Source organism: Bacillus sp. 522_BSPC, assembly GCF_001076885.1.
Classification (GTDB): domain Bacteria; phylum Bacillota; class Bacilli; order Bacillales; family Cytobacillaceae; genus Niallia; species Niallia hominis.
The window spans coordinates 24,936-39,221 of record NZ_JVDT01000195.1; the positions used below are offsets into that span (position 1 = coordinate 24,936).

At 33.8% G+C, this 14,286-nt stretch carries 12 protein-coding genes, 1 tRNA gene and 1 rRNA gene; 8 read left to right on the plus strand and 6 right to left on the minus strand.

Annotation, left to right across the window (positions count from 1 at the left end; translation table 11 throughout):
• The first annotated feature begins 96 nt into the window (after positions 1-96).
• From ADJ83_RS16415 to ADJ83_RS16425, 3 genes are all read left to right on the plus strand, one after another.
• A complete protein-coding gene (locus tag ADJ83_RS16415; RefSeq protein ID WP_031536965.1) occupies positions 97-465 on the plus strand; it encodes a hypothetical protein in 369 nt (122 codons plus the stop codon).
• A 190-nt stretch (positions 466-655) separates the two neighbouring features.
• On the plus strand, positions 656-1,327 hold the full coding sequence (locus ADJ83_RS16420) for a response regulator transcription factor (protein ID WP_031536966.1): 672 nt from the start codon (positions 656-658) through the stop codon (positions 1,325-1,327).
• Between the two features lie 16 nt (positions 1,328-1,343).
• Positions 1,344-2,567, plus strand: coding sequence for a sensor histidine kinase (locus tag ADJ83_RS16425; RefSeq protein ID WP_031536967.1), 1,224 nt, complete (start codon positions 1,344-1,346; stop codon positions 2,565-2,567).
• A gap of 59 nt (positions 2,568-2,626) precedes the next feature.
• On the opposite strand, the gene ADJ83_RS16430 is transcribed toward ADJ83_RS16425, so the two are convergent.
• Positions 2,627-3,370: an NADPH-dependent oxidoreductase gene (locus ADJ83_RS16430; protein WP_031536968.1), complete on the minus strand. Its 744-nt coding sequence runs from the start codon at positions 3,368-3,370 to the stop codon at positions 2,627-2,629.
• Between the two features lie 483 nt (positions 3,371-3,853).
• Positions 3,854-4,636 carry an SDR family oxidoreductase gene (locus ADJ83_RS16435; RefSeq protein ID WP_031536969.1) on the minus strand — a complete coding sequence of 261 codons (783 nt, stop codon included), beginning with the start codon at positions 4,634-4,636 and terminating at the stop codon, positions 3,854-3,856.
• Between the two features lie 188 nt (positions 4,637-4,824).
• Between ADJ83_RS16435 and ADJ83_RS16440 the strand changes: the two genes are divergently transcribed.
• From ADJ83_RS16440 to ADJ83_RS16455, 4 genes are all read left to right on the plus strand, one after another.
• Complete coding sequence (locus ADJ83_RS16440; RefSeq protein ID WP_031536970.1) at positions 4,825-5,820, plus strand: zinc-dependent alcohol dehydrogenase family protein; 996 nt, start codon at positions 4,825-4,827, stop codon at positions 5,818-5,820.
• A 76-nt stretch (positions 5,821-5,896) separates the two neighbouring features.
• Complete coding sequence (gene tlp / locus ADJ83_RS16445) at positions 5,897-6,136, plus strand: small acid-soluble spore protein Tlp (RefSeq protein WP_192840957.1); 240 nt, start codon at positions 5,897-5,899, stop codon at positions 6,134-6,136.
• Between the two features lie 246 nt (positions 6,137-6,382).
• Positions 6,383-7,555, plus strand: coding sequence for a beta-ketoacyl synthase N-terminal-like domain-containing protein (locus ADJ83_RS16450; RefSeq protein ID WP_031536973.1), 1,173 nt, complete (start codon positions 6,383-6,385; stop codon positions 7,553-7,555).
• A gap of 1 nt (position 7,556) precedes the next feature.
• Entirely contained in the window at positions 7,557-9,278 is a 1,722-nt protein-coding gene (locus ADJ83_RS16455; RefSeq protein WP_048718415.1) for an ATP-binding protein, read from the plus strand.
• 199 nt (positions 9,279-9,477) lie between these two features.
• On the opposite strand, the gene nspC is transcribed toward ADJ83_RS16455, so the two are convergent.
• The 4 genes from nspC to ADJ83_RS16475 all read right to left on the minus strand — a co-directional run bounded on the left by nspC (position 9,478) and on the right by ADJ83_RS16475 (position 13,533).
• Positions 9,478-10,617, minus strand: coding sequence for a carboxynorspermidine decarboxylase (gene nspC, locus ADJ83_RS16460; RefSeq protein WP_031536975.1), 1,140 nt, complete (start codon positions 10,615-10,617; stop codon positions 9,478-9,480).
• A 10-nt stretch (positions 10,618-10,627) separates the two neighbouring features.
• Entirely contained in the window at positions 10,628-11,827 is a 1,200-nt protein-coding gene (locus ADJ83_RS16465) for a saccharopine dehydrogenase family protein (protein WP_031536976.1), read from the minus strand.
• A gap of 282 nt (positions 11,828-12,109) precedes the next feature.
• Positions 12,110-12,185, minus strand: a tRNA-Ala gene (locus ADJ83_RS16470).
• Between the two features lie 655 nt (positions 12,186-12,840).
• Positions 12,841-13,533: an MgtC/SapB family protein gene (locus ADJ83_RS16475; RefSeq protein ID WP_031536977.1), complete on the minus strand. Its 693-nt coding sequence runs from the start codon at positions 13,531-13,533 to the stop codon at positions 12,841-12,843.
• 565 nt (positions 13,534-14,098) lie between these two features.
• On the opposite strand from ADJ83_RS16475, the gene ADJ83_RS16480 reads away from it, so the two are divergent.
• Positions 14,099-14,286 (plus strand): 16S ribosomal RNA (locus ADJ83_RS16480); the annotation flags it as partial.

A 14,286-nucleotide genomic window follows, 5' to 3' on the forward strand; every position in this document is an offset into this window, starting at 1 on the left:
TAACGTTACATAGGTTATATAGCCGATTCTGAAGAGTATAAACGTAAACATATTGTTTTTAAGTATAGTAAATATTGGTAAAGGGGGAATTAAGGTATGATGATTTCAAGAGAAAGATTTATGAAAGTAGTTAGTTTTGCTGAGGAATTAGGATGTAAAGTTGTATATGATTCAACGAAAAAAATAAGTTTTAATACGAAAATGTATATTACCATTCCTTATCATTTTTCTTTAGAAAACACTTATGCACTAGCACATGAAATTGGTCATGTTATTGATTTTGTGAATGGAGAATTAAATCATGATAAATGGTTACATGACTGGTCATATCATGTAAATGCGGAGATGAGTGCATGGGTCCACGCATATAAATTATTGGAGAACCTCGACATTCCATTACATAATTGGCAAACACATGTTAATGCGAAGCTAGCTAATTATTTTATTCTTCCAGAAGTAATATAAGGGATGCAAGCTAGCTCCTAAAGCGTTTATAATAATAGGCAGTGATTCATTTGTTAAAAATGGATTACTGCCTATTTTGATAAGTAAATAAAAAATATAGATATTAAGGATAAGTTAAGACGTTGCTATTAAAATAGAAAGAAGGTAAGTTTTAGATACAGACTGGGATAAAAGGTAAGGAGAACATTAAATGAAAATATTAATCGTAGAAGATAACAAACTGTTACTCGATTCTTTAAAAACAATTCTGGAAACAGAATACACCGTAGATATTGCAGATAACGGCGAAGATGGTATGTTCTTTGCAGGGCAGAATATATATGACCTGATTATCTTGGATGTGATGCTTCCACATGTGAATGGTTTTGATATTGTTAAACATATTAGAAAAGAGAAAATTAAAACACCAGTATTATTTTTAACTGCGAAGGATTCACTTGAAGATAGAGTAAAAGGCTTGGAATTTGGAGGAGATGATTATCTCGTTAAGCCATTTCAAACACCGGAACTTCAAGCAAGAATTAAAGCATTGTTAAGAAGAAGTGGAGCTCTTGATTTAGATGAGGGCATCAAGTATAAGGGAATCATACTAACAGGGAAAGAAAATGATATTTTAGTAAACGATAATCCAATCAAGTTAACCATAAAGCAGTATGAATTATTGGAATATCTTATTCAAAATAATGGAAAAATAGTAACGAAGGAACAAATTTTTGATCGGATTTGGGGGTTTGATTCAGATACAACGATTGCCATTGTGGAAGTCTTTATTCATCAGATTCGAAAGAAATTAGAACCATTTGATTATCATAAAGATATTCAAACTGTCCGAGGTGTCGGTTATATTTTGAAGGATTACTAAGGGGTAAAGTATATACATGTTTCGTAAAACAAGAATTAATCTAACCATTTTAAATTCGATTGTCTTTATTCTGCTAATGGCTATTATAGGTTATACCATATATCTATTTACGGAAAAGCAAACCTATCGTGAGGTCAATATGTCTCTTTATAATGGTATTGAAGATCTGAAGCGAATGGGTGAAAGAGATGGACGTGGTCCTATTCCAATGGTAGGTCCTAAATTAATGCTTATCCAGTGGAATAGTACCGGAGAAATTGAAGGAATCTCGGAAAACTCAATTATAGATTATACGGAGGAAGAGAAATATTTAAAACCGAATTCCATCAATATTTTAGAAAAGAAAACGTCGTCAGAAGGATTACAGTTTCAAACTATTTCTACTAATATAGAGATTAATGGAGAAACAAAGACAATTCAAATAATCAGGAATATTGATTCTGAGGAGAGTATGTTAGAACAGCTAATAATCATCATGACTGTTGGCATAAGTATTGGTAGCATATTTGCTGTAATTGCTGGTTATTTTTTGGCAGGGAGAGCTTTAATCCCTATCCAGCGATCATGGGAGGCCCAGCAACAATTTGTGTCTGATGCTTCACATGAATTAAGGACACCTTTAGCTGTTATCCAGTCACGTGCAGATGTGCTTTTTCAAAAACCGGAAGCAACTATTCAGGAAAGAGCATTGGATATCTCTGTTATTTCAAAAGAAACAAGAAGATTGAGTAAACTTGTAACAAATTTACTCACTTTGGCTCGATCGGATTCAAATCAAGTAGAAATAGTGAAAACGCAATTTGCTTTAGAGGAAGTAATCCATGATGTTGTTAATCAATATGCAGATATCGCTGATTTTCAAGGAAAAAAAATTTATGCCACTGTAAAAAACAAGATTTCGTTTATTGGTGATAAGGAACGAATACATCAATTGCTTGTTATTCTTGTGGATAATAGTATGAAGTATACGATGGAAGGTGGAGAGATTCAACTACTTGCGATGGAAAAGGCTAATTCGGTTATAATTCAAGTAAAGGATACGGGGATTGGTATTCCTAAAGAAGAAACTTCGAAAATCTTTAACCGTTTTTATCAAGTAGAACAATCAAGAACGAATCGAGAAGGGACAGGTTTAGGTCTTTCCATTGCAAAATGGATTGTTGAAAAACATGATGGTACGATAAAGGTAGATAGTACATTAGAAGTTGGGACGACGTTTGAAATTAATTTTCCTAAATAAAACTGGCTTGTTTCAAAGCATCTTTGGAACAAGCCAGTTTTTATGTTGCGTTATTATTTTCATTCTTTCATATCTTTAGAAAGAAAGCCCTGTTGTTTGATCATTTTTGCGTTACTAGGGTAATAGGGTTTGTCGTAGAAATTAGCAATTCGATTTGTCCATCCTACTGGTGCTTCTCCTCTATCTTTTAAATATTCTTTATAAGTAGCATTATATTCTTCAATAATAGCTTGTTGCTTTTTATTGTATTTTTCTTCATGAAGAACACTTTGTAATGGTAATCTAGGTTTTAGGCCTGGATCACCATCTGGATAACCGACGCAAAGTCCTGCGATGGGAATGACATAGGTAGGAAGCTCTAAAAATTCAATTACCTCTAAAGCGTTTCGACGAATACCGCCTATTGGAACAGTGCCTAAGCCAAGTGATTCAGCAGCCGTAATGGCATTTTGCATGGCAAGCCCCACATCAGTAGCACCAATTAAAATGGTGTCCACATCTTCAATTGCTTTAAATTCCTTTCCCTCCATTTCACTTGCTAATTTAGCTCGGTAGAAATCGGCACAAAAAACAAGGAAGGCAGGAGCATTTTCTACATGTTTTTGATTCCCGCATAACGCTGCTAATTTTTTCTTTCTCTCTACATCACGAACAAGGATAGCTGTAACATGCTGTCCATTTGTCCAAGAAGGAGCACTTTGAGCTGTTTCCATGATCAATTGTAGTGTTTCTAAAGTCACTTCCTTATCTTGATACGTACGATAAGAACGATGATTTTTTAAAAGTTGTATAGTTTCATTCATTTCTTGATACTCCTTTTGCAATATTTTCTTCCTATTTTAGCATAGGATAAAGAAGGAATCTCTTCTAGACAACTCTATGATAATAAAAGAGAAAAGGGTGAAGCCAAATTACCTATTATACGAAGAGACTGGGAAATAAGCATTTCAACCAACAACAAACACAAATTTTTATGCAAATAATTCGCATAAAAATTTGTGTTTGTTGTTTTAAAAAAAGGTTTAAGAAACGAAGTGTATGGAGCGAAGGACGCTCGACTCCGGCGGGAAATAGAGGCGCTTTAGACCCCGCAGCGTATGCGAGTAGACTCAGCTTCCTCCCCGGCGCATCAGCGTCTGTAGCGCAATGGAACGACTTAGTTTTTACACTTGACTATATATAAAAACATGGATACCATCATGAGAAAGTAGCTATTATTTAATAGCTGAATTAGAGATTGTTCATCTTTAAAGATTAGTTATTTAGTTTTGTCCCAGCCTCATTTCCTATAAAAGAGACTCTGCACCATCAATATAAATTTCTGTGCCTGTAATATGGTTAGATAAATCAGAGCTTAAAAAATATACTAAATCGGCCACTTGCTGTGCACTGCCTGATTCATTGGATAGTGGTTGATTCCCTTCAGGATATTCAACAGGTATCGTTATTTCTGTTAAGTGTTTCTCATCTTTAAATGTATTTTTTTCAATATTTGTATCTATTGCGCCAGGGCAAATCATATTTACTCGAATTTTAAATTGTGCTAATTCAAGTGCAGCCATTTTTCCGAATGCGACTTGGCCAGCTTTTGAGGTACTGTAAGCAGACATTCCAAAGTTCTTAAAAATACGATTTCCATTTATACTACTTGTAATAATAATACTTCCGCCATTTGTTTTCATATAAGGAATACTATATTTAACCGTTAAAAAGGTGCTTTTCAGATTTGTGTCTATCGTGTTATCCCATTCGGATGGTGTAAGATCTTCGATGGATGAAACGGCGCCATTAATACCAGCATTAATAAAAACGGTATCTAATTTATCCCATTTCTTAACCGTTTCATCAATAGCTCGTTGAATAGAAGTAGGATCAGCCACATTTGCTTCGATGGATATAGCTTCTTGCCCTTTATCATTAATGGAATTTTTCACTTCTTCTAAATCGTCAGCATTTAAGTCAACTAAAGCTACTTTCATCCCTTTATTTGCAAGTGAGAGTGCTGCTGCTTTTCCAATGCCTGAAGCTGCTCCCGTAATAAGTGCTACTTTATTTTTGAGGTCTGTCATTTTTGTATCCTCCTTGATAAATATCAATTACGATATTGTTTAGTATGATAGCGATAAGATACTAATATCCATTTTTTCCAAAGTAGAAACTTTTTTACTGCCAGTAGTAGAAAAAAGTGGATGGCAATCCTATATTTTCGAATTAATGCAACAAATTAGGTAATATGGATATAAAGGAGATGATTTTGATGAAGGCAATGGTAATAGAAAAATTTGGGGAGTCATCAGTATTTAAATTAAAGGAAATAGATACAAAAAGACTATTTCCTGGCCAAGTACGAATAAAAGTAAAGGCAACAAGTGTGAATCCCATTGATATTAAAGTTCGAATTGGTGCTGTACCAGGCGTTTCTCCATCCTTTCCAGCAGTATTGCATGGGGATGTTGCTGGGGTCATTGAGGAAGTAGGAGAGGGAGTAGAGTCCTTTCAAGTAGGGGACGAAGTATATGGATGTGCAGGTGGCTTCAAGGGGCTAGATGGAGCATTGGTAGAGTATATGATTGCTGATTCATCCGTTTTAGCACATAAACCACAAAATATTACTATGGAAGAAGCTGCAGCACTCCCTCTTGTTGGAATTACGGCATGGGAGTCATTATTTACAAAAGGTGATTTAAAAAAAGGAGATACTATCCTTATCCATGGTGGTGCAGGAGGCGTTGGCCATATTGCAATCCAGTTAGCTAAGTGGATGGGAGCAACTGTTTTTACAACTGCTTCATCCATTGAAAAACAAACAGTCGCAAAAGAATTAGGAGCTGATTATATCATTCCTTATCGAGAAGTGTCTGTAAAAGAGTATGTTGAAAAGTACACAGATGGGAAAGGATTTTCATTAGTTTTTGATACAGTAGGTGGTGATAATCTCGATCGTTCTTTTGAGGCAGCTTCCTTAAATGGTACAGTATTAACTATCGCTGCCAGGTCTACACATGATTTGACTCCTTTACATTCGAAATCACTTTCCCTACATGTTATCTTTATGCTTCTGAAACTCCTTGATGAGGAGAAGCGTTTTGAACATGGAGATATCTTGCGAAATATCACTAAAGTGATAGAAGAAAATCGTTTAAAGCCACTACTTGATAAAAAGACCTTTTCTTTCGAGGAAGTAGGAGAAGCACATGAATATTTAGAGTCGGGGAAGGCAGTAGGAAAAGTAGTTCTTGTAAATAAATGGTAGTGTGTATTGAGGTGTAGCTTCGTATAAAAAACCAGATAGACATCCAAAATACAAACGAAGCATATAGGAAGGAGGAATAAAGGTGAGCTTTCAAAAGCCAAACCCCGATAATCGTTCTGATAATGTAGAAAAATTGCAGGACATGGTACAAAACACAATGGATAATATTAATAAAGCGGAAGAAACAATGGTTAATGCAAGTCCAGACGAGAAAGAAATGATTCAACAGAAAAATAAACGAAGAGAAGCTGCTGTAGAATCCTTCAAAGAAGAGATACAAGATGAAGCATCAAATAGAGAAAATGGCTATCAGTAAGTAAAACAATATGTTTTGTTAAAAGCAGGCTACACAAGGTTCTGACGATAAAAGCAAAGTGTTAGAAAAATTCTTGTTAATAAATGGGGATTGCTAATCATTAGCTTTGTTAGTTAGAAATACTTTGATGTAGCCATTTTTATTTGTATTTGTGGCAATTTGTACATTTTCGTTTATTTTACTGATGTAAATCGATTTTCATAGTAAAATACAAATGTAAGGAATATTATTTAGGAGAACATGAAGATGAAATCGGTTATTACTGGGATGGGGATAATAGGAGCGGGTTTTTCCAATATAAAAGAGTATACCACTGTACTTAAAAATAATAAAAGTATGTTAAAGCAGGAAGAATATGAAGGGAAATACATATATACTGGTAGGGTGCATGAAGAACAATTAATTAAGTTAAGTAGAAAGCAAGAAAAAATGTCTAAACCTGTACGTATGCTTCTACAAGCATGTAACGAAGCAATAGAGCAATCAAAAATTAATGTTAGGGATTATCGAACAGCAGTAATCGTTGGTTCTTCAGCAGGGGGCTTAGCAGATATTAGTAAAGCTGCTATTTCTTCAGAAAAAGGAAAAAGGCTTTCTCCTTATACAATTGGAAACATGAATGCTAATTCTTTATCCTCAAGCATTAGTGCTTATTTGGAAATAAACGGTTTATCATTATCGTTGGCAAATAGTTGTACATCGGGTATAGATGCTTTAAATTTAGCGAGAATATTAATTGAATCCAATCAAATAGATGTTTGTATAGTTGGTGCTAGTGATGAGTCTGTTTGTGACACTGTTATAAAAGGGTTTCTACCCCAGCGTGTTTTACAATCTGAAGAACATCCTCAACCCCTATTTGGACCATTTTCAGGAGGAAAAGGATTTTCAATCTCAGAAGGTGCTGGCGTGTTAATTGTGGAAAATGAACAAATTGCCATACAAAGAAATGCCTCTATATTAGGGAAAGTAGATGCTACTTGTGTAACACAGGATGCCGTTTCGCCCTATCAATCAGATTCAACAGGTTTGCTCATGCAAAAGGCAGTTGCTGAATGTCTTCAAGAGAATATGCCAACGTATATAAATAGTCAAGCTTTAGGTATATTGGAAAATGACCATATTGAAATAGGAGTTTATCAACGTTTTTTTGAAACGAATCAGATTCCGATTACATCTATTAAAGGAACAGTTGGCCATGCAATGGGAGCTTCTCCACTCTTTCAAATAATTGCATCATTAATAAGCATAAGTAATCGGTTTATACCAGCAACTATTAGCGCAGAAATAGATGCATATTATTGGAATTACCCAATAAATACAATGTTATTAGAACAAGAGATTGATCGGGTTTTAATAACAGCACACGGTTACGGAGGTAATAATGGGTGCGCTATGATAGCGAAAGGAGGAGCATAGTGTGGAAGCTATATTATTATTGATGGTTTCGTTAGTTCCACTCATTATTTCTGTGACGATAATTTTTTATTCACAGTCTCAGTTAACAAAGGCCTTATCGCTATTTTTATGTATGTTAGCTTTCTGGCAAATGGATATTGCTGTATTATATGCAGTAGATTTTTTGAAGCAGGAAACAATTGAACTTTTATTTAAAATATTTAGACTTGGAACTATCTGCATAATGCCAGTCATGTATTATTTTTCTTATTATTTAGTAAGCGAAAATAAAGAATTTAAACGATTTAGATTTGTGTTTAATAAGCCGTTTTTATACGTAATAATCATCTACAGTTTATTTGCATATTTTATTAATTTTACCAGCCTTGGCATTAAAGATTTTGTAGTAATAGAGGGTAATTGGCTTTCCTCCGAATATGTTCTTCCGATTTATGGGGAATGGAATATACTATTTATAATTAATATTGTCTTATTATATTTAAATACGATTATTTTATTGATCATTTCTTTTAAAATTAGAGATCCAATCTATAAAAGTTTTTATATAAAGTTTGTGATTGCTGTATTAATTATCTATATAAATGGTGTTTTTAGTGGTTATATTTTTATACCGCTGTTTTTTTCTAGTTTTAACTCATTAATTGCAGCAGTTATTTTATTCTTAAGTTTTTTCCAGATGCAATCAACACATATGAATATTATGAATATGGAGCTGTCGAGGCAAAGTGAATTATTAGAAGCGATTATGGATATAAACCCTAATTATCTATTAGTTAAGAATGGGAAAGATCAGATAGTCAAAATGAATCCTTCTTTCTTACATCTACTTTCATTAGAAAACAAGGTTTGGTTAGGTCAACCATTTTCTTATATTACAGATCGCATTAACATGGAAACAGAGAAACCTTATCGCTTTGTAGACAGTAGAGGGAAAAACTACTTTCTGATTTGGGGAAAAAAAGAACTTATACATAGTACTGGGGAAGAATATCATATTTATTTTGGTAATGACATTACGGATCAAAAGCATAATGAACAACTGATGATCTCTTCTGAGAAATTAAAAGTGGTAGGCGAGATGGCAGCAAGTGTCGCGCATGAAATCCGAAATCCTTTGACGACCATCAGAGGTTTTATTCAGCTACTCAAGGAGAAGAATGATGCTTCTGGTTATGAAACGATTTTAATTGAAGAAATTGATCGAATTAATGAAGTCTTAAAGGAATTGCTTATACTAAGTAAGCCAGAGGCGAAAGAAAATGAAAATAATATTCTGCCATTAACGAAAGTCTTTATGGAATTGAAAAATATTAAAGTTTTATTTCAAGCCCTGGCTAATGAACAAAATAAAGAGATTATTGTAGAAACTAGGAAGGATCAAGAATTAATAGCATCAATTGATAATTCCCAGTTTAAACAAGTAATGCTGAATATATTGAAAAATAGTATGGAGGCGATTTCGCCACAAACAGGTAAAGTAAAAGTTATTCTTGATCAGAAAAAGGATAATTGTCGAATTAGAATAATTGATAATGGTGATGGAATAAGTAAAGAAAGGCTAGCAAGAATAGGAGAACCTTACTATACAAGTAAAGAAAAAGGAACTGGTATAGGTTTAACAATTTGTTTAAAACTTCTTAAACAAAATAATGGAGATATGGTAGTGAAGAGTAAAGAGGGATGGGGTACAGTCGTAACCATTATGTTACCGTGTTATCATTAAACGATTATCCAGGGAAGGCAAGAAGTGAAAATGGGTTTTTTCTTTAATATTGTTTCTTTTCAAATTATTGATTACAAGATGGAATGATGCTTCAGACTGCAGTATTTCAAAACTCGTTAGCTTTACTAGAAGAATAAATAGCATAAAAAAAGGATATTTGAAGGGGAAAGCCCCTTTAAATATCCGCTTTTACAATTATTTAAGATAATCGATTACTATAATCTTCAAACACAAATTGGCGAACAACTTTTATTCCTTCTTCTTCATTATAGGAAGCTATAGAAGGTAAATTAACACCGTTAAACATATGGTTTTTTACCATAGTGTAGTGAGCCATGTCGCAGAAGACAATTTTATCGCCAGGCTTTAATGGCTTTTTGAAAGAATAATCGCCAATGACATCTCCAGCTAAACACGTCATTCCGCCGAGTCTATAGGTATATTCATTTTCACCAGGCGTTCCAGCATCAATAATATTCGGTCGATATGGCATTTCAAGCACATCTGGCATATGACATGTTGCTGATGTATCAAGAATAGCAATATCCATTCCATTATGAACAATATCAAGGACAGTGGATACTAAGTAACCTGTATTCAAAGCAATAGCTTCACCTGGTTCTAAATAAACATCTACATTATATTTTTCTTTTATAAATAATATAGATTCTACTAAGGTTTCAATATCATAATCTGGTCGTGTAATATGATGTCCTCCTCCAAAGTTGATCCATTTCATTTTCTTTATATGTTCACCGAACTTCTCATCAACTACTTTTATCGTACGCTTTAAAGTATCAGAATTTTGTTCACACATTGTATGAAAATGAAGCCCGTCTATTCCATCTAATTCTTCTGGATTAAAGTTATCCATAGTTATACCAAAGCGAGAGTAAGGAGCACAAGGATTATAAAGCTGTGTTTCTATCTCTGAGTATTCAGGATTAATTCGAAGACCTACATCAATTTTCTTTCCAGCGTTTTGAACCTTATCTTTAAATCGATTCCATTGGCTGTGTGAATTAAAAACGATATGGTCTGTATATTGAAGTAATTCATCGAACTCACTCTCAGCATATGCAGGTGCATACGCATGCACTTCTTTGCCCATTTTTTCATACCCAAGTCTAGCTTCAAATAATGAACTTGATGTTACCCCTGCTAAGTATTTTCCTACTAGAGGAAATACAGAGTGCATGGAAAAACCTTTTAATGCAAGCAGAATTTTTGCACCTGTTCGCTCTTGTACAGACTGTAAAATTTCTAAATTTCTCGTTAAAAGACGCTCGTCCACTACATAACTTGGGGATGGAGCTTGTGTAAAGTCAATCTTTTTCATTTCATTCCTCTCAATCTATAAGAGTTGGAGAGAAGTTCTCCTGCCATGGTAATCCATATTTATTTAATGCATCCATGAATGGATCTGGATCAAATTCCTCAACATTGTATACTCCTGGGCGCTTCCATTGGCCTTTCATAATCAGCATTGCCCCAATCATTGCTGGAACACCAGTAGTATAAGAAATTGCTTGAGATCCTACTTCACGATAACACTCTTGGTGATCGCAAATATTATATACATAATAAGTTTTTGGCTTTCCATCTTTTGTACCTTGAATGATACAGCCGATATTTGTTTTCCCTTTTGTTCTAGGTCCAAGAGAAGCTGGATCTGGAAGGATTTCTTTTAAGAACTGAAGCGGGATAATTTCTTTACCTTCATAATTAATTGGTTCAATAGATGTCATTCCAACATTTTCAAGAACCTTTAAGTGGTTTAGATAATTATCAGAGAAAGTCATCCAGAAACGGATTCTCTTAAGTCCCTTAATGTTTACAGCTAATGATTCTAATTCTTCATGATATAAAAGATAAATGTTTTTTGGACCAATTTGATCTAAATCATATTCTCTTTTTTCAGAAAGAGGTGGTGTCTCAACCCACTTGCCTTTTTCCCAATATCTTCCGTTCGCTGTGATTTCGCGAATGTTGATTTCTGGATTAAAGTTGGTAGCGAATGGATAGCCGTGATCTCCACCATTCGCATCGACAATATCAATATAATTAATCTCATCGAAATGATGCTTTTGTGCATAAGCAGTGAAAACACCTGTTACCCCTGGATCAAATCCACTTCCAAGTAAGGCAGTTAGACCAGCTTCTTCAAACTTTTGTTTATATTCCCATTGCCATTTATATTCAAATTTAGCTGTTTCAGGTGGTTCATAGTTTGCAGTATCTAAGTAATGTACACCAGTAGCAAGACAAGCATCCATTATAGTCAAGTCTTGATATGGTAATGCAACATTGATTACTATTTCTGGATTAAAGCTATTGATTAACTCAATCACTTCTTGTGTATTATCAGCATCGACTTGAGCAACTGAAACCTTTGTTTTGCCACCGTCAATTTTATCTTTAATTGCTTCACACTTAGAAAGTGTTCTGCTTGCAATACAAATTTCTTCGAATACATCCGGTACTTGACAGCATTTATGTGCAACAACACTAGCTACTCCACCAGCACCAATAATTAATGCTTTTCCCAACATGAATTACCTCCTTTAATACTACCTAAAAAAATTCAATAAGGCTGATTATACATAATGTGCGTAAAATAATCTATATAATCCAGTAAAATATAAAAAAATTTTAATGAAATTTAATTGATAGGAAATACAATTGTAAAAATAGGGAAGATTAGGAGGTTGAAATCTTAAATCAATTGATCAATTTGGAGGAAGAAGAGAAAGTGAAATTCAATTAATTAAGCTAACTATTGATAATAGACACAAAAAAACGACTATGATAGTCGTGTGTTTAAAACAGAATGGTGGAGACTATCGGGATCGAACCGACGACCTCTTGCATGCCATGCAAGCGCTCTCCCAGCTGAGCTAAGCCCCCAATTATAATGTTAATCTACATATATTATACAAAAATAGGCAGAAACTTCAAGTCTAAAAATTGAACTTAATCTATCTTTTTGATAAAGCTACACACTTCGGTAGATGGAATAAACAAAAACGGTAGGAATTACTTAAATAAGTGAATTCTTGTAAATTTAATTAAAAAGGGCAAATGCTGCAAATCTAAAAGGAACATATTATAGATAATACATGGGTTAAAACTATAAATGAAAATATAGATATTTGTTTTAATAGCTCACTTGGCATCCCCTTTTTCTGACTTTAGAGTAGGATAATATAGCATTTAGTTAATTCCTTTAAATAAATAGCATTCATTTAAAGAAAAAAATTCCGAGAAAACAACAAATTTTTTTCACTCGAAGAATAAATAAGTCTTATAGCTTAGTACTAGATGCCGAGTATCTTGTTTTATCTTCACATTATAGCCTCCTATTAGATTTATTACCGTAAGGCTCTTCTGTGAATTTCACCGTACATTTCCTAATAAAAGGTTTTGAACATCTTTAAAAAATCCCAAACAATTATACGAACCTCCTATTCATTGGCATCTTCGTATAATTATTTGGGATTATTGTATGCTGGAATATTTTTGTCCAAGCAACTTTCTTTTTTTAGTATTAAGGAATATGAAATTAATTTAAACTTTCAATTTCAATTTCTTTTACACCATTAATTTCGGAAATCTCTTTATATACTTCGGTCACTTCTCTTTTTTGATTAACAATTAATATAAGGTAGATAGAATGCTCACCAGTTTCTAAATCTTTTATCCTTAAATGCTTTATTCCTGTTTTTAAACTTTGAATTGCTTTTATAATAGTAGTTACATTTTCTTTTTGATGGGCTTTTAATTTCACTTTAATTTCTTTTTCTCTTAGTTGGCGAGGACCAATCGTGCTCATAAAGATGGGTACGAATTTTACGCTGATTAATAGAAGTGTCACTCCAATAAGAGCTTCTATATAATATCCTGCTCCAACCGCGATTCCAATTCCACCTGCTCCCCAAATCAAAGCAGCGGTCGTTAAACCGGAAATACTATCATTTCCTCTTCTTAGAATAACCCCTGCACCTAAAAATCCAATACCGGAAACTATTTGAGCTGGCAAGCGCAAAGGATCCATTTGGATATTAACCTGATCGCTCCCTGGGAATTTATAAGCTGCTTCGATTGAGATAATAGTTAATAAGCAGCTCACAATACTTATTACAAGACTTGTCTTTAGACCAACTGGTTTCCGTTTGATTTCTCTTTCTAAGCCAATGATTAATCCAAGACCGGCAGAAATGCCTATTTTTAATAAAAAATCAATATTGATATCCATAACGTTCCATCTCCTGCTATTAGTTAGTATGGTAAGCTCTCCTTATTACCGAATAAGTAAATGGATGAAATTTTTTAAAGGAAACAGGAAATAAAACAAAGTGTATTCTTTTAATGAATTATAGTGGTGAAATCTATTAGAAAAAATCCTAACGTATAATATCCTTAAAACGTAATTAGTAAACACCCAATAATACTAATTAAGTGTATGTTAGAAAGGGAAAAAAATTCTTTGTAATGGAGGATAATCCGTCTTTTTTTAGTAACTTATAAAAAAAGTTTAAAAAAGTATTGACCTCAATATTAGAATGGTGTTATATTTATATCCGTCGCTGAAACAACAAGAAATGTTGAAGTTAACGGCGGGAAAAGTTTTTTGAAAAAAAACTATTGACATTGAATGTTGATAGGTGGTATATTAGGAAAGTCGCCTCTTGAGTGGCTAACTAAATTGCTCTTTGAAAACTGAACGAACAAACGTCAATAATAATCATTTTATAATGAACATTATAGAATGACAACAAGTAATAAAAAGCTAGAGTTTAGCATTTGAGCTAATCAACTCTTTATTGGAGAGTTTGATCCTGGCTCAGGACGAACGCTGGCGGCGTGCCTAATACATGCAAGTCGAGCGGACTTTAAAAGCTTGCTTTTAAAGTTAGCGGCGGACGGGTGAGTAACACGTGGGCAACCTGCCTGTAAGACTGGGATAACTTCGGGAAACCGGAGCTAATACCGGATAATCCTTTTCTAC